This window comes from Nocardia sp. NPDC101769, assembly GCF_044766925.1.
In the GTDB taxonomy this organism is placed as follows: Bacteria; Actinomycetota; Actinomycetes; order Mycobacteriales; family Mycobacteriaceae; genus Nocardia.
In genome coordinates this window covers 46523-62382 of record NZ_JBIWMX010000008.1, presented here as the reverse complement: position 1 = coordinate 62382, position 15860 = coordinate 46523, and the positions used below count along the sequence as shown (strand labels likewise).

Genomic DNA, 15860 nt, shown 5'->3' with positions numbered 1-15860 from the left:
CGCGATGCGGTCTTTCGGTCCGCCGGCCGTTGACTTTCGTCCCCTGCCCCGCAAGGACACCGTCAGCGTGCGGCCCCGGGTCGCGCCACGCGAAACCACTTTGCCGTCAACGGGTTTCAACGAGATACTCCACGCACGCGCGGACCGTGGTCAACCGTGGATAGTCGTCCTCATCGATCCGGCGGTCACATGCGGCGGACAGCCGTTCGATGAAGGTCAGGAAGTCGAGCGAGTCCAGGTTCAGCGTGGCGCGCAGCGGTTCGTCCTCGCCCAGCGCCGCGAGGTTCGCCTGGGTGTCGAACCCGTGCAGGGCGCCGCGCACGATGCCGTCCGCGACATCTCGAGTCAGGGTGGTGGCCATGGCTTCACAACTCCTCTGGATCTGGAGCAGGTCGGACAGTGTGTGCAGGAACCGCGCGCCGATCGCGCCGTCGGTGGCGCGGTGGTCGGCGGACAGGGTGGCGGTGACCTGAGCGCGGACCCCGAGCAATCCGTCTATCGCACAGGGCCGTTCGGTCACCGCGCCGAAACCGGCAATGGCGACCTGAGGTGCGGCGATCACACCGTAGACCGAGTCCACACCCAGGTCACCGAGATTGGTGACGGTGATGGTGGCGGGAGTGGCGTCGGCGGCGCGCAGCCGGACCGCCCGGGCGCGTTCGGCGACCCCGCGCAGGGCCGCCATCATGTCCGTCGGAACCAGCCGGTCGGCGTCCGGGATCGTCGGCACGATGATGCCGCCGCCCCGCATCGACACCACCACGCCCAGATGGACGTCGGCGGCGGCACGGAATTCGTCGTCGATCCAGTGCCCGTTCAGGTCGGGTACCGCCTTGGCCGCCCGCGCCGTCGCGACCAGAAGCAGTGCCGCGGGCAGGATCCGGGCGGTTACCGGAGCCCCACGGTTGAACTCCCGCAGCCAGCGCAGCGCCGCGTCCATATCGATGGTGCTCGACAGGTAGTAATGGGGCACGGTGCGTTTGGATCTCTCCATCGCCGCCGCGATCAGCTTGCGCACCTGTACCGGATCATGGTGCGGCACTTCGGCAACCGGACCGGTACCGGCCAGGTCCGCAGGCTTCCGCACGGATTCGGGAGCAGCGGTGACGGTTTCCGATGCGGCGGCCGGCGAGGCGGCGGCTCGCACATCGGCCGCACGCACAGCGCCACCCGGACCGCTGCCCACGATGGCGGACACGTCCACACCGAGCTCTCGGGCCAGCCGGCGCGCATACCCCGACGCGCGGCCGGCCCGCCCGACTCGGGGCGACTGCCGGGGCGCCGCCACTGCGGCGGCGGAGGTTTTGGTCTGCTGTCGCTCGACAGCGTGCTCCACGTCGGCACGCACGATCCGCCCACCGGGTGCGGACCCGTGCAGCTCGCCCAGATCGATCCCCGCCTCTGCGGCCAGCTTGCGAACGAGCGGTGTCGCCCGAATACCGCTTTGCAGCGTGTGGTCGTGCGCGACCGGCGCTCTCGGCGTCTCAGGTGCGGCCGCAGCGGGTTTCGGCGACTCGACGGCCAGTTTCGGCCCCGACCCGTTCCCCGGCGAGACACGCTGAGCGGCCGCGTCTTCCGGCCTCGGCGGCCGGGTTCCGGCGGGTTCGATCGTCGCCAGCGGCGTGCCGACCGGAACGGTGACGCCCTCGTCGACCAGGATCTCGCCGATGACTCCGTCCTCGAAGCATTCGACTTCGATCGCGGCTTTCGTCGTATCCACTTCGGCCACAACATCGCCGGTGTGCACGGTGTCACCCGGATGCACCAGCCAGACCAGCAGGGTGCCCTCGGTCATATCCGCACCGAGCGACGGCATCCGGAACTCGCCCATTCAGCCCACCACCTTGCGCACCGCGTCGGCGACCGTGCCCGGTTGCGGCAGGGCGGCCTCCTCGAGCTGGCGGGCGTAGGGAATCGGCACCTCGGCGGTGCATATCCGCGCGATGGGCGCGTCGAGGTCGTAGTAGGCGTGTTCGGCTGCGCGGGCGGCGATTTCGGCTGCGATGCCGACGCTGCGCCAGCCCTCGTCCACGATGACGAGCCGGTGTGTCCGGGCGATGGACTCCAGCACGGTCGTCTCGTCGAGCGGGCGCAGGCTGCGCAGGTCGATGACTTCGGCGGCGACGCCGTCGCCCGCCAGTTCGTCCGCGGCGGCCTCCGCCACCCGCAGCGTTCCGCCGTAGGCGACCAGCGTCACGTCGGTTCCGGCGCGCCGGATGATCGCCCGGTCGATATCGACCGGGCCGGCGTCGGGCGGCAGGTCGCCCTCACTGTTGTAGAGCGCGATCGGTTCGAAGATGAGCACGGGGTCCGGGTCCTGCAGTGCGGTCCAGAGCATGCCGCGGGCGTCCGCCACCGTTGCCGGGGAGATCACCCGCAGTCCCGGGATGTGCGCGTAGAACGCCTCGAGACTGTGTGAATGCTGTGCTGCCAGTTGCCTGCCCGCACCGGTGGCCATGCGGATCACCAGCGGGACGCCGAGCTGCCCGCCGGACATATGGCGCAGCGTGGCCGCGTTGTTCAGAATCTGGTCCAAAGCGAGCAGGCTGAAGTTGACGGTCATGATCTCCACGACCGGGCGCAGCCCGCCCAGTGCCGCACCGATACCCGCGCCGACGAACGCGGATTCACTCAGCGGCGTGTCCCGGATCCGCACGGGCCCGAATTCCTCTAGCAGCCCGCGGCTCACGCCGAAACAGCCACCGTAGGCCCCGACATCCTCACCCATGAGGAACACCCGGTCGTCGCGAATCAGGGCGTCGCGCAGGGCTTCCCGCATCGCGTCGCGATAGGTCGTCATGCCGAGCCTCCGTAGACGTACCGGGTCAGATCGGCGACCGGTTCGAGAGGTGCGGCCTCGGCGGCGGCGATGGCCGCGTCGATCTCCGCATCGACCGCCGACTCGAGGCCCGCCCGATCCTCGGGCTTCGCGCCCCCGGTCGTGCACAGCTCGTCGAACAGCCTCGGAATCGGGTCGCGTGCCTTCCATGATTCGATCTCGGCCTTGTCCCGATAGCGATCGGCGTCGTAGAGGGAATGCGCCCGGAAGCGGTACGTGCGCAATTCCAGGAAGCACGGTCCCCCGCCACCGTGGATGGACTCCACGGCGCGCCGGGCGGCCTGGCGCACCGCGACCGCGTCCATGCCGTCCACCGGCCACGACGCCAGCCCGTACCCCGCGGCGCGCAGGGCCAGATCGGTGACGGCGTGCTCACGTTTCAGCGCCGTGCCCATCGCATATTGGTTGTTCTCGCAGGCGAACAGCAGGGGCAGCTGCCATAGCGCCGCAAGATTGAGGCACTCGTGGAACTCGCCCTCGGCGACCGCGCCGTCACCGAACAGGCACACCGTCACCACATTCCGTTTGCTCAGTGTGTCCGCGAGCGCCAGCCCGACCGCCAACGGCAGGCCACCTCCCACGATGGCGTTGCCGCCGTAGAAACGGCGCTCGGCGTCGAACAGATGCATGGATCCGCCCCGGCCGTGACTGCATCCGGTTGCCCGGCCGTACATTTCGGCCATGATGGCGTTCATCGGAACGCCGCGCGCCAGTGCGTGACCGTGCTCTCGATAGGTGGATACCACCGCGTCTCCGGGCTCGAGAACGCCGAGCAGGCCCGCCGCCACCGCCTCCTCGCCGATGTACAGGTGCAGGAAGCCGCGAATGGCCTCGGCGCTGTAGAGCTGCACGCAGCGCTCCTCGAAGCGACGGATCCGAATCATGTCCTGTAACAGTGACATTCGCTCGTCCGCGGGCAGCTCGGTCGCACGTTTACCCTTGGAGCCCGTGCGCGCCGGCCCCGGCCGCGCTCCGTTCCCCGGCGTCGCGGTGGTCTGGGCTGCACTCTTCGGCCGCACCGGCCGACGGCCGGCCATCACGACACACCTTCCAGGGTCGACACGTCACCCTCGGGTAGCCCCAGGTCGCGAGCCTTGAGCAGCCTGCGCATCACCTTGCCGCTGCGGGTGTGCGGCAGACTGTCGGCGAAGACGATCTCCTTCGGCGCCACCACGCCCAGCTGCCGCCGGCCGAAGGCGATCAGATCGTCGTGCAGTTCCTCCGAGGGTTCGAATCCCGGGCGCAGCAACACGAATGCCTTCACCCGCTCCCCCGCGACCGGATCCGGCGCACCGATGACGCCGGCCTCGGCGACCGCCGGGTGCGCCATCAACGCGCTCTCCACCTCGAAGGGCCCGATCAGATGCCCGGCGGACTTGATGACATCGTCGGCACGTCCGACGAACCAGTAGTAGCCGTCCGGGTCGCGGCGGGCCAGATCGCCGCTGAGATACCATCCCGCCGCGAAAGCCCGTGCGTACCTTTCAGATTCGTGCCAGTAGCCGCGGAACATCGACGGCCAGCCCACCCGCACCGCCAGCTCGCCGACCTCGTCGACGCCCGCGTGCTCGACATCGCCATCCGCGATGACCGCACGCCCGTCCGGCCCGCGACGCAGGATGGCGGCCTCGATACCGGGCAACGGCCGACCCATCGAGCCCGGGCGGATCTGTTCGGCCGCCAGATTGGCGATCATGATCGCGCCGGTCTCCGTCTGCCACCAGTTGTCGTGGACCGGATGGCCCAGCACCCGATCGCCCCACACCACCGCCTCGGGATTGAGCGGTTCACCGACACTGGCGACGAAGCGCAGGCACGACAGGTCGGTGCCGGCGGGCAGTTCATCGCCGCGGCGCATGAGCATGCGCAACGCGGTCGGTGCGGTGTACCAGACCGAGACCCGCTCGGCGGTCAGGATGTCGTACCAGCGCTGGGCGTCGAATTCTGCCTCGTCGCTGATCACCGTGACCCCCAGGCACAACGGAGCGATGACCCCGTAGGACATGCCGGTGACCCAGCCGGGATCGGCCGTGCACCAGAAGACGTCCCCGGGTCGCAGGTCGAGGGCGTAGTGAGCGGTGATCCGGTGCGCCAGCACCGCGCCGTGCACATGCACCGCGCCCTTGGGCCGGCCGGTGGTGCCGCTGGTGAAGTGCAACAGGGCGGGATCCTCGGGACCGGTTCGCACGATCGGGAATTCGTCATCGGCGATGGCCATGGCGAGGGTGAGCCCAACGGTGTCGTCGATCGGGTCGTCGTCGATTCCGGCGTCGGTGAGCACCACGTGCCGCAGGGCCGGCAGTGCGGAGCGGTTCGATGCGACTCTGCGGCGGTAGAGGTCCGAGCTGGTGATCAGGGTCGTCGCGCCGGACAGTTCCAGGCGCTGCCGCACCGGTTCCGGGCCGAAGGCCGAGAACAGCGGGGAAACGACGCATCCGGCCTTCCATGCGCCCAGCGCCGCGATGTAGAGCTCGGGTGTGCGGCCGAGTAGCAAACACACCCGGTCCCCGCGTCGCACCCCCAGCCCGCGCAGGACATTGGCGAACCGGTTGCTGAGCGTGGCGAGGTCAGCGTAGGTGAGGGTGGTGTCACCGCCCGTGACGGCCAGCCACCGCAGGGCGGGCGCGTTCTCCAGCGGCGTGCCCAGATGCTGATCCACGGCCTCGTACGCGATGTTCAGCCCGCCGCCGGGCAATCCCGCGAGACTCGATCGCGCCAGTTCCCAGGTGAATTCCCGGCAGGACAGCTCATAGTCGGTGGCATTGGCCGCGGCGCGCTCGAGCGCGGACTTGTCGATCGGGTCCCAGTGCGTCGGCTGGTACGGCCGCGAGCTCTCATGGTTGACGGTCTTCATGGAAACCTCCCACTCCCAGTCAACGACGCCGCCCCCCGCGACGGGCAGTGCGCAAAGTCCATCGCGTTGAGGACCTCCGTCGCCGCCCGGTCGTCAGGCGAGCGCGAGATCGCGGCGGCGGAAGATGAGCAGCGCCAGCGCGAACGACCTCAGGCCGAGCGTGGTGAGCACGGCGACGGGCGCGACGGCGACATGCTGCAGGGGCATCCGGGCGAAGCCATGGAATGGCGAGACCTCCAGCGACCGGGCACAACGCACCGGTCGCGATGATCGCCGCCCACACGGCCATGACGATCCCGACGCTGGTCATGCTCCGCCACGCCACGCCACCCAACCGGCGGGCGAGGCGATGTCGTAGGGGTAGCCGTTCAGTTCATCGCCGTGCCACCGCTGCGCTCCCGGCCCGGCCGGTCCGGGTACGGCCGCCCGCGCCATCGTGATAATGGATCAGGAAGATCTCCTCCAAGCTCGGTTCCCGGCTGTCGATCGTCGTCACCGGCAGCCTGGTGAGCGCCGCCAGCAGCGGTCCCATCTCACCGCGGACCTCCAGTGCCACATGGTGATCCCTCGCATCGACCACCTCGACCCCGGCGACCGCGCGCAGCGGAGCGATATCGACGCCGTCCCGCGCGAAGCTCACCTCCACCGTCCGCGCCGACAGGTGCCGCAGTTGCGCCAGGGTGCCCTCATCGATGAGCCGGCCCGCCCGCAGAATGCCGATCCGGTCGCACAGGGCCTCCACCTCGCTGAGCACGTGCGAGGACAGGAATACCGTCTGCCCGCGGTCGCGGGCTTCACCGACGGTCTCGCGAAAAGCGGCCTCCATCAAGGGATCCAACCCGGAGGTGGGTTCGTCGAGAACAAGAATCTCGGCGCGGGTCGCGAACGCCGCCACCAGCTGCACCTTCTGCCGGTTGCCCTTCGACAGCGTGCGAACCTTCTTGTCAGGATCGAAATCGAAGCGCTCGATCAGCCGGTCGCGGTATGCGCGATCGCAGCCGCCGCGCAGATTCTCCAGGTATTCGAAGGTTTCCGCGCCCGTCAGTGACGGCCACAGCAACGTTTCCGAGGCGACGTACGCACAATGCCGGTGCGCGGCAACCGGATCGGCCCAGGCGTCCCGGCCCGCGATGCGCACCGTGCCCGAGGTCGGACGATGCAGGCCCAGCAGCAGCCGGATCGTCGTCGTCTTGCCCGCGCCGTTGGGGCCGAGGAAGCCGTAGATCTCCCCTGCCTCGATGTCGAGTTCGAGACGATCAAGCGCGAGAGTGGATTGGTACCGCTTGGTAACTGCGTGCGCCTCGATGACACCCATGGTCCTTACCTCCGACCGGCGATGGAATGCTCCCCCATTCTCGGCTCCGGTCCCGGCACCGGCCATGGGCCAATGTCGTCGAATCAGTTGCCGGCCGGGTCGACGGTCCCCGGGTCCTGGGCCCGCCGGTCACGGAACCTTGTGCCCCCCGCACCGGCAGCGGCGAATCCCGGAAATGGGCCGCGGCCTGAAATCGGTGGTGCCTCACGTACCTGCGCGGGGACCCTCGTTCGTCCCGAAGGAGCGGGACTTCCGTGTCCCGCCGTCGGGCTGGTGACCATCGTCCCCTCCGGCCGGGTATGAGGCCTCTGATTCTGGACCGCCACGGGGCGCACGCTCGGCATATGGAGAATCGCAAGCCCGCAGTCAGCATCGTTTTCGCTTCGGCTCAGGGGTCGACCCGGGCGATCGCCGAGTACATCGGCAACGATCTCGCCGCCCGTGGTGCGACCGTCGAGGTCGCCGACGCCGAGCACGCACCGGATCTGTCGCGTTTCGACGCCGTGGTCATCGGCAGCGCTGTGCACGATATGGCCCTGCTGCCCACCGTCGCGGAGTACGTTGCGTACCACCGCGACGAACTCAGCGCTCGGCCGGTCTGGCTCTTCAGTGTCGGCATCGGGCCGGCGCTGCGCGGACCGATCGGCCATCGGATCGGCCGGATGGTGCCGAAACGCATTGCCGCCGTGCGTGACTCGATCAGTCCGCGTGGGTACCAGGCCTTCGCTGGGCACTACGAACGCGTCGGCGTCTCCCTCGGCGCACGCATCCTCTACCGCCTGCTCGGCGGCGGTCGCTACGGCGACCTGCGGGATTGGACCGCCATCAGCACCTTTTCGGATTCCATCGCGCAGGCTCTGAATCTGCACGCACCGCACATCATTCCGATCCATCCCTGACGGCCGCGCGGTGGCCGGACCGCCTCACCGAGCGCTCGGGTTCTCACCCGGTGATCTGTCCCGCGGCGCGGAGGCCGGAGTTGTAGGCGCCGTGGACGGTGCCGAAGGATTTGCGATCCGTTGCTTCGCCGGCGAAATGGACGCGGTCGTCGATGCTCGCGGCGAGGTGGTCGCGCATGTCAGGGGTGGAGCCGAGTTTGTTGAACGAGTAGGAGCCGTGGGCATAGGGGTCCGATGACCAGCGGGTGATCCGGTAGTCGGTCGGTGCGGGGATCGTGGGCCCGTAGATGGTGCGCAGCGTGTTCATGGCGCCGGCGACGAGGTCGGCGTCGGACCAGGTTTCGCTGGTGCGGCCGAAGTCGGCGGCGTTGAATCCGAGCAGGATCGGCTGGTCGGCGGCGCGGGAGTAGTTGATCCATTGGCTCCACTGCCCGGCCTTGTCGAGGCCCGGCGCGTAGGTCAGCCAGTCGGTGTCGGGCCAGAACTCGGCAGGGAATCGCAGGTAGCACTTGTCGAGTACCCCCATGCCCAGTTTCGCAATCGCGGCCGACTTGTCCTCGGCCAGGCCAGGACCGAATTCGACTGCGCCACTTTGCAGCACACCGAGCGGGAGGGTGACCACGACGTGATCACCGGCGACGGCGCCGGTATTGGTGGTGACGGTGACTCCGTGGTCGTTCCAGTCGATGCGGGTGACAACCTGCCCGGTGCGCACGGTCAGACCCTTGGCCAGGTAGTCGGTGATCGCTCCGTAGCCGCCGGGGAAGAGCACGTCGGCGCCCTTGATCTTGGCGTCGGCGTCGAAGTACAGGCTCGACAGATCATCGACACTGCCGGAGTACTCGTGTTCGTAATCGTTGAGCACCGAAGCCACCAATACCTTGTCCGCCCCGGGTAGTGCGGGCCAGTTCACGGCGCGCTCGGCCACCGACCGCAGCGACGCATCCCGCTCGTCATCGTTGTTGTCTGCGTCGTCCTGGGCGTTGGTGAGGGCTTTGGCGATCGTGTCGCGCCAGTGTCCGATCTGGTCGGTGGCGTCCTCGTCGAGACGATGGCCGTTCGTGCCGTAATCGGTGCCGTTGTCGTAGCTGGTCGACACGGTGCGCGCCCCGGCTTTGCGAGCCAGTTCGGCGATGGGGTTGGAATCGACGCCATGGATCCAGGACGCGCCGAGATCGACCGGGGCATCGGGCCATCGACGGTCGGTCCAGATCCGGCCGCCGATACGGTCGCGCGCCTCGAGCACCACCGCGTCGTGCCCTCGGTCGGCCAGGGTGCGGGCGGCGGCCAGACCGGCGATCCCGGCACCGACCACGATCACCTTTTGCCGTTGGCCTGCCGGTGTGGTGGTGGAGTCGTCGTCGCAGGCCGACGCGCCCAGCAATGCCAGTGCGGACAATCCGGTTGCCTGCAGGAACCGGCGACGGTGCATCGTCATGGCCACCGAACCCTCTGTCGCCGACCGTGCGCCCCACAGGGCGAGTCGCTGCGACCTCGTAGAATAGATGTTTGATACATCAGAGAATACTTTGAGACATCAATGTGTCAAACGAGGCTTACGGAGTTCATACACAGATGCGTACCGATGCGGCGGGGGTGCTGGATTCGGCGATCCCGGTCCTGGCCAAGGACCGCGGAGCGTCGATGCAGGTTATCGCGACCCGCGCGGGTATCAGCCGCGCCACATTGACCCGCATGTTCCCCACCCGCCAGGTACTCGTGCAGGCCATGGCCGCCAAGATCCTCGATGACTGCGAAATGGCCTTGATCCGCGCTCGAGCCCACCCCGGCGTCACCGACGAGGTCCTGACCGGGCTCGTCGCCGAATACGTCCCGTTCGCCCAGCTGTGGAATCTGGTCTACGTCGAACCCGACGTGCTCGGTGCACCCGAGGCCACCGACCGCGCCGAGGAGATCTTCGCCCACACCGTCACACTGATGGCCGCCGGACAGGAAGCGGGCGTGCTCCGCGCCGACATGCCCGCTACCTGGTTGGCCTCCACCTTCTGCGGGCTGGCCGAAACCGCGTGGGAGCTCACCCTCGAAGGTCACATGGGAGCCCGCCAAGCCCCCGACTTCCTCAGCGCCGTGATGCGGCACGGCCTCACCACGCCGGCCGCGTCGCCGCGTCACGGAAGGTCACGGAAGCGGTGACCACATCGCACACCGCCGCCCTACCATCACGGCCGAGCCGCCCATCAGCCATCCACGTGGGATCGCCATCGCCGGCGGAACACTCGACGTACCGGACGCCAGAACAGGGCGAACAGCTCAGAGCGGAATGACCATCCCGGCGGTGGTCAGTGCGATCAGTCGGCCGATTCTGCCGGTTGCAGCGGGTGGACCACCTCGTCCAGCGCGAGGCGGGGGCTGGGCGGGACCGGGTCGGCGCTGGTCGCCGCCCAGCCCATTCGGATGATCAGTTGCGGGTGGCCGAAGCCGCCGAGGATGTTCGTGCGGATCTGTTCTCGGATGGCCGGCAGTTCCAGAGGTTCGGTGAGAGCGCAGGTGGCCAGGCCGCGGACGGTTGCGGTCAGCAGGGCGGCGCTGGTGGATTCGCCGGCGCGCAGCCAGGCCAGGGGATCGTCGGATCCGGTGCTGAGCAACAGCATTCGTGAGAATTCGTCGGTGTCGCGGACTACGGCTTCAGGGAGCCGAGGGTCGGAGAACGGACGGACGGACGGATCCGTGGGGACCACGGCGTTGCGGGCGGGGACGCCGGATGCCGCGGCGTGGTGGCCGCTCCAGGCATGCAATTCCGCGATGTAGTCCGGGTCTTGGGCGTGGCTCGCCGACGCTTGCTCGAACGCCTGCGCCAGTGCCTCACGCGCCTCGAGGGTGTCGGCGTCGCGAATTTCCACGCCCACGACACGGGCGGCGGCGATGACTTTGTCCGCGTGCGCGGCGGGCACCTCCCAAGAGGTGAAGTGCCGCCGGTCGCTGCGGCGTCGAGCGATGGCCTGCGCCAGCTGCACCGTCGTGATATCGGTGGTCCCGGAGTGAAATTCGATCGCGGCCAGATGGCGCGGATCCGCGCGATTCGGGAGCCGATGCACCATCGTCTCCCATCCGGACGCGCCGATCGCCACTCGCAGGTGATGGAGTGCCGCGCCGCAGCTGATCACGAGTTCGCGGCGGTCGGGGTCGGTGTGCTTCAGCCAGCGAGTGTCGTCGGCGTACAGATGCAGGGTGCTCTCCCCGATACGCCACTCCCAGGGTTGCGTGTTGTGTACCGACGGGGCGCGCACGGCCAGGGCAAGTGCCGCGCGGATGGTGTCGGTATCGGGATGCGTCCTCGACATCGCTATTCCTTCCTCGGGATTCGCACCTTCGTACTGTTCAGCATGTCTCGATGGGTGGCCGTTGGTGACGGCCGAAAGTCACTGTCCGGCGGGTTCTTCGGCCCGTGATTGCGATGGCCGACGGACCACCAGCACCGGGCACTGCGCCAGATGCAACAACGCGGTACTCACCGACCCCAGCACCATCCCGGCGAATCCGCCCCTGCCGTGGCTGCCGACCACCACGAGCTGCGCGTTCTCGGCCTGCTCCAATACCGCGCGCACCGGCGTATCGCAGGCGACGACCCGGCGCACCGTGACATCGGGATACCGTTCGGCGTACCCGGCGAGCGCCGCTTCCAGCACCACATCCTGAGTCTTGCGGATCGCGTCCCAGCCCATCACGGGCAGGTCGAAGCCGCTGGTATCGCTCCAGGCGTGCACCGCGATCAGCTCGACCTTGCGCTGCGATGCTTCCTCGAAGGCGAGCTCGATGGCCGGCACGCTGTTCAGCGACCCGTCCACTCCGACCACCACCGGTTTCGGCACCGACGCCGGGTCCGTCTCCGAAACGCCGTGCACCACCGCGACCGGACAGTGCGCGTGCCGGGCCAGCATGGTACTCACCGACCCGAGCACCGCGCGCCGGATCGCGCCGAGCCCCCGATTGCCGACCACCAGCAGCCTGGCCCGGCGGGAGCGCTCGATCAGCGCACCGGTGATCATGTCGAAGATGAGTTCGGTTCTGATGTGCAAGCTCTCGCCCGGTACGGCGTGGGCAGCGATGCTCGCGGCGTCGGCCAGCACCTGTTGCCCCTGCAGCCGCAGATCACGCAGGTCCTCCGGGCCGAGTTCCGGGGCCCCCGGCACGATCGGGCTCGCATACGAGGTGACGATATGCAGCGGGCAGCCCCGCATGCCGGCTTCCACGGCAGCCCACGCCACCGCCTGATAGGAGATCTCGGACCCGTCGGTGCCGACGACAATCCCCAGATCCTCGTGCTCGGGGTGCTCGAAACCCGTTGCGGGAAAAGCATTCTCTTCCATGAAGTCTCCTGATTCGGCGATGCCCCGAGCATCGCGCACGGGCGCCCCCGGCCACAGAGAACAACGTCATCCCTCGGCGGGCCATCCTCCCCCACCCGCGCGATGCCCGATACCGCGAACCGCACACCGGTCGTCACCAGGGTCGGACTTCCCGGCCGATTGGGGCACAACGCCCCTTCAAAGCTCATACGTCGCGGACCGACCATTTCTGCATGCGCAACGACGAGGCCACTCAGATCCGATTCGTGCGGGACCGGCTCAGCGAGCACTATCCGCAGGTGTCACCGGGCATCATCGCCGAGATCATCGCGCGGGCCCAGGCAGCGCTGACCGACGCGAGGGTACGCACATTCGTACCCCTGCTCGTCGAACGCCGAGCGCGCATCGAACTGTCCGCTGTCACCTCCGGCGCGATCCTGACCCTGTAGTTCCGCCCGCTTTCGGTCGGTGCGGCCCTCAGACCGTGTAACCGCCGTCGACGTCCAGGGTCTGGCCGGAGATGAAGTCCGCTCGGTCCGAGGCGAGGAATGCGACCGCTTCCGCGATGTCGTCCGCATTCCCGAAGCGGCGCAATGGAATATTGCGCCGGGCGACGTCGAGCGCGGTTCGATCGAGGTCGCCGGAATTGATCAGGCGTTCGGCCATCCCGTCGGTCAGCATGCCCGGACCCACACAGTTGACGCGGATGCCGTAGCGACCCTCCTCGGCCGCCAGACCGCGGGCGACGGCTTCCACGGCGCCCTTGGTGCCGGCGGAAAGCCCGTCCCGGACCGGATAGCGTCGCGTTGCGGCGGTGGTCACCGCGACGACGGAGCCGCGCGACCGGCGTAGCAGCGGCAGCGTGGCGTGCATCAGGTTGAAGAACGCCGCGGCATCGGCATTCAACTGGTCCCGGTACTGCTCCGGCGACACGCTGCTCAGATGAACCATCGGGACGTGGGGTCCGGCGGCGTAGACCACGGTGTGCAGACTGCCGAATCGCTGCTCGAACTGCGCGACGACATCCGCGACCGCACTCGGATCGGAGAGATCCAGCGCCCAGGCGCAGCATGAGCGTCCGCCCCGCTCAACATCTTTCGTCAGCAGCTCGGCCGCGTCTCGATTCGCGCGATAGGTGAGTCCGATATCGCTGCCCCGTTGCGCCAGCAGGCGGACGACCGCGGCACCTATCCCGCCGGTGCCACCCGCGACCAGCGCGGCACCGTCGCGTCCCCGGAAGTCATCGCTCACTGTTCCTCCCTAGACCAAGCAACTGCTTGGTCATATTAGCCTGCATTCGATCTGCCGGCTCTCGAACCACCATCAGGGCCCTGCGGCGGGGTCACATTCGGGTGATGGAGCGTCCGGAGCCGACTCCGGACGCTCGAGCCGTGATCCGGCTTCCGGGTCGTCCGGACCACCGATTGCCCCTTGCGAGCGAAAGCAATTGCCATGTCTCTCACGATCGACGTCTTCGACACCGGATACCTGCCGATCAACGGCGGACCGGGATGGGATTCGAAACCGTGGCGTGGCGTCACGACAGATCCGATCGGTCCGCTGCGTAGGCTGTCATGATGACCGGCAACGAACTGGCCGAGTTTCCGCGCGGAAGAGGCCGCCGTACTCACCGGTGTCAGCGCCGACTACCACACCGGCTCGAACGGGGTCGGAAAAATGATCCACCAGGCCTTCGACGTGCAGCGAGCGTCGGGCAGACAGCTCCTGGCCGGCACCGCCGCACCGGGTCGTGAGACCGCCCCGGCCGAGCTCGCACCCGAGGCCCGGGATCGGTCCGCACGGGCACACTCGATCTCGAATCGCAATGTCCACCACGTATGAGAGGACCCGCCGTGATACCTTCCCCCGCCGATCTCATGCGCCGCAATCTCCTCGACGTCTTCAACGAGCCCGACCCGGCGCGGCGCGCCGCGGCCATCTCCGAAACCTATGCCGCGGACGTGATCTGGCACGAGGCGGACCAAATCATGCACGGACGCAAGGAACTCGAATGCCGCGCCGAGGAGTTGCGCGCCGAGAACCCGGACTGGGTCTTCCGCCCGGCGGGCCCGGCCTTCGAACTCGACGACATCGGCCAACTCGGCTTCCACTACGGTCCCGCGGGCCAGTCCCCGGTGATCGTCGGCATGGACATCGCCCGCACCCAGCACGGCACCATCATCGAGCTGTACACCATCGTCACCGAAATCCACGCGCCGGCCTGACCGGCGCTCCGGGGAGGCAGCCCGCACGGTCACCGGGTCATCGGTCCGCCGGGTCGGAATGCGACTCCGGTTTCCGGAACACCAGGATCTTGCCCGGTGCGTGCTGCCTGACCTCGCCCTGCTGGTTGATCGTCACCGCCGAGCCCATACCAGCCCGACCGCTAGAGTTCGGGAATGCCGGAAAAGATTCTCCGTAACACGTTCACCGTCCCCGCTCCCGTGCAAGCGGCCTTCGAGCATCTGATCCGGCCCGAGAACTACATCGGTCTGTCGCCGCTGGTCGTGGCGGTCGAGGACGTCCAGGAAGGCTCGTATGTAGCCGTCGAACGGTTCCGCCTCCTCGGGCTGAAGTACGACAACCGCATCCGGGTGTCGCTTCAGGGAACACCCGGCAAGGCGGTCTGGGGTGAGGTCGAGAGCCCCGGCGGCGTTCACATGGCCTACCGCTTCGAGTTCACCGCCGACTCGGAGGGCACACGTATCGAGGACGAACTCCAACTCCGGACCCCAATCGGATTGACGGCCTTCGCCTCCGGCCAGGCCCGCAAGGTCCAGCTGGCCCGCGCCACGATCCTGGCCGAACGCCTCGGTCGGCTCTGATCAGGTCCCAGTTGCGCTGACACTCATCGAATTTCGACGGAGGCCGACGTGGCCGAGGTCCGGATGGGAATTCACCCGTCCGGCCTCGAGCCCACCGTCGCGGCGGAACGGTCGAACGCCAGCCGCTCGTTGGTCACCCTGATCTGGCGCACGGTCGTGGTAGCGAGCGCGGCGGCTTGCGCGGGTGACAGCCGCCCGCACAGGTGATTCCAATGCACCGCGAGGATGTCGCCGACCTCGACGTCCGGCACGGCGGCGTACCCGTCCTGCCAGACGGACAGGTTCCGGTCCGCTGTCCTGGACAGGCCCAGGCTCAGCCCATTCCAGCTCAACCGGCGGGACCGGACCAGAACCTGCGAGCCGCTCCGGTCGATCACTCGTGCCCAGCTGATCCGGCAGTCGTCGAGAATGCGCAGAGCCGGGCCTTCACCCGCCGCATCGAGCAGCCGGGACCAGGGATAGACGCCGAGCACGTGGAAGCTGTGGTTCGGGGCGGCCTCCGCGGCCAGGCGGTCGCCCAGGTGCGCCCAATACTGTCCGGCCACCGGCCCGATGCGAGCGAGCAGCGCGGCGCCGAACTCGGCCGGATCCAGCGCGGCGCCGACTCCGCCACCGAGCCAATAGGATTCGACCAGCCGGGCGTCGAGTGGATCCTCGATCCCGGTGAGCGCGGCCATCACGCACAGGTACGGCCACGCACCGGAGAACAGCGGTGCCGTCGCCCGCACGACCGCGCTCGACCCGCCACGCAGCCCGGCGGCGTCGGGCGGCCCGCAGTAGCCGAGCGCGTTCGGCGCGTAGGCGTAGCGCGCGAACATCTC

At 68.4% G+C, this 15860-nt stretch carries 15 protein-coding genes; 5 read left to right on the top strand and 10 right to left on the bottom strand.

Annotation, left to right across the window (positions count from 1 at the left end):
* Positions 1-106 precede the first annotated feature (106 nt).
* The 5 genes from ACIRRA_RS15430 to ACIRRA_RS15410 all read right to left on the bottom strand — a co-directional run bounded on the left by ACIRRA_RS15430 (position 107) and on the right by ACIRRA_RS15410 (position 7008).
* A complete protein-coding gene (locus ACIRRA_RS15430) occupies positions 107-1831 on the bottom strand; it encodes a 2-oxo acid dehydrogenase subunit E2 (protein ID WP_402767746.1) in 1725 nt (574 codons plus the stop codon).
* Positions 1832-2800, bottom strand: a complete 969-nt coding sequence (locus ACIRRA_RS15425) for an alpha-ketoacid dehydrogenase subunit beta (RefSeq protein ID WP_402767744.1) — start codon at positions 2798-2800, stop codon at positions 1832-1834.
* On the bottom strand, positions 2797-3741 hold the full coding sequence (gene pdhA / locus ACIRRA_RS15420; protein WP_402767742.1) for a pyruvate dehydrogenase (acetyl-transferring) E1 component subunit alpha: 945 nt from the start codon (positions 3739-3741) through the stop codon (positions 2797-2799). Before pdhA ends, ACIRRA_RS15425 begins: the two co-directional genes overlap by 4 nt.
* Positions 3742-3875: 134 nt before the next feature.
* Positions 3876-5693: an acetate--CoA ligase gene (acsA, locus tag ACIRRA_RS15415; protein WP_402767740.1), complete on the bottom strand. Its 1818-nt coding sequence runs from the start codon at positions 5691-5693 to the stop codon at positions 3876-3878.
* Positions 5694-6066: 373 nt separating this feature from the next.
* Positions 6067-7008 carry an ATP-binding cassette domain-containing protein gene (locus ACIRRA_RS15410; protein WP_402767738.1) on the bottom strand — a complete coding sequence of 314 codons (942 nt, stop codon included), beginning with the start codon at positions 7006-7008 and terminating at the stop codon, positions 6067-6069.
* A gap of 344 nt (positions 7009-7352) precedes the next feature.
* Between ACIRRA_RS15410 and ACIRRA_RS15405 the strand changes: the two genes are divergently transcribed.
* Entirely contained in the window at positions 7353-7907 is a 555-nt protein-coding gene (locus ACIRRA_RS15405; RefSeq protein WP_402767736.1) for a flavodoxin domain-containing protein, read from the top strand.
* 43 nt (positions 7908-7950) lie between these two features.
* Here ACIRRA_RS15405 and ACIRRA_RS15400 read toward each other — a convergent pair whose 3' ends face one another.
* Positions 7951-9345, bottom strand: coding sequence for a flavin monoamine oxidase family protein (locus tag ACIRRA_RS15400; RefSeq protein ID WP_402767735.1), 1395 nt, complete (start codon positions 9343-9345; stop codon positions 7951-7953).
* A 137-nt stretch (positions 9346-9482) separates the two neighbouring features.
* On the opposite strand from ACIRRA_RS15400, the gene ACIRRA_RS15395 reads away from it, so the two are divergent.
* A complete protein-coding gene (locus ACIRRA_RS15395; protein ID WP_402767734.1) occupies positions 9483-10061 on the top strand; it encodes a TetR/AcrR family transcriptional regulator in 579 nt (192 codons plus the stop codon).
* A 155-nt stretch (positions 10062-10216) separates the two neighbouring features.
* On the opposite strand, the gene ACIRRA_RS15390 is transcribed toward ACIRRA_RS15395, so the two are convergent.
* Both ACIRRA_RS15390 and ACIRRA_RS15385 read right to left on the bottom strand, forming a co-directional pair.
* On the bottom strand, positions 10217-11209 hold the full coding sequence (locus ACIRRA_RS15390; protein WP_402767732.1) for an Acg family FMN-binding oxidoreductase: 993 nt from the start codon (positions 11207-11209) through the stop codon (positions 10217-10219).
* A 78-nt stretch (positions 11210-11287) separates the two neighbouring features.
* Positions 11288-12235 carry a universal stress protein gene (locus ACIRRA_RS15385; RefSeq protein ID WP_402767730.1) on the bottom strand — a complete coding sequence of 316 codons (948 nt, stop codon included), beginning with the start codon at positions 12233-12235 and terminating at the stop codon, positions 11288-11290.
* A 212-nt stretch (positions 12236-12447) separates the two neighbouring features.
* Between ACIRRA_RS15385 and ACIRRA_RS15380 the strand changes: the two genes are divergently transcribed.
* On the top strand, positions 12448-12663 hold the full coding sequence (locus ACIRRA_RS15380) for a three-helix bundle dimerization domain-containing protein (protein WP_402767728.1): 216 nt from the start codon (positions 12448-12450) through the stop codon (positions 12661-12663).
* Between the two features lie 28 nt (positions 12664-12691).
* Here the strand turns inward: ACIRRA_RS15380 and ACIRRA_RS15375 are convergent, their stop codons facing one another.
* Positions 12692-13465, bottom strand: a complete 774-nt coding sequence (locus ACIRRA_RS15375; protein ID WP_402767726.1) for an SDR family NAD(P)-dependent oxidoreductase — start codon at positions 13463-13465, stop codon at positions 12692-12694.
* A gap of 602 nt (positions 13466-14067) precedes the next feature.
* Here ACIRRA_RS15375 and ACIRRA_RS15370 point away from each other — a divergent pair.
* Together ACIRRA_RS15370 and ACIRRA_RS15365 are read left to right on the top strand one after the other, a co-directional pair.
* Positions 14068-14439 (top strand): nuclear transport factor 2 family protein, encoded by a 372-nt coding sequence (locus ACIRRA_RS15370; RefSeq protein WP_402767724.1) that lies wholly within the window; start codon positions 14068-14070, stop codon positions 14437-14439.
* A gap of 174 nt (positions 14440-14613) precedes the next feature.
* On the top strand, positions 14614-15039 hold the full coding sequence (locus ACIRRA_RS15365) for an SRPBCC family protein (protein ID WP_402767722.1): 426 nt from the start codon (positions 14614-14616) through the stop codon (positions 15037-15039).
* 71 nt (positions 15040-15110) lie between these two features.
* On the opposite strand, the gene ACIRRA_RS15360 is transcribed toward ACIRRA_RS15365, so the two are convergent.
* On the bottom strand, positions 15111-15857 hold the full coding sequence (locus tag ACIRRA_RS15360) for a DUF6390 family protein (RefSeq protein WP_402768157.1): 747 nt from the start codon (positions 15855-15857) through the stop codon (positions 15111-15113).
* Positions 15858-15860 lie beyond the last annotated feature (3 nt).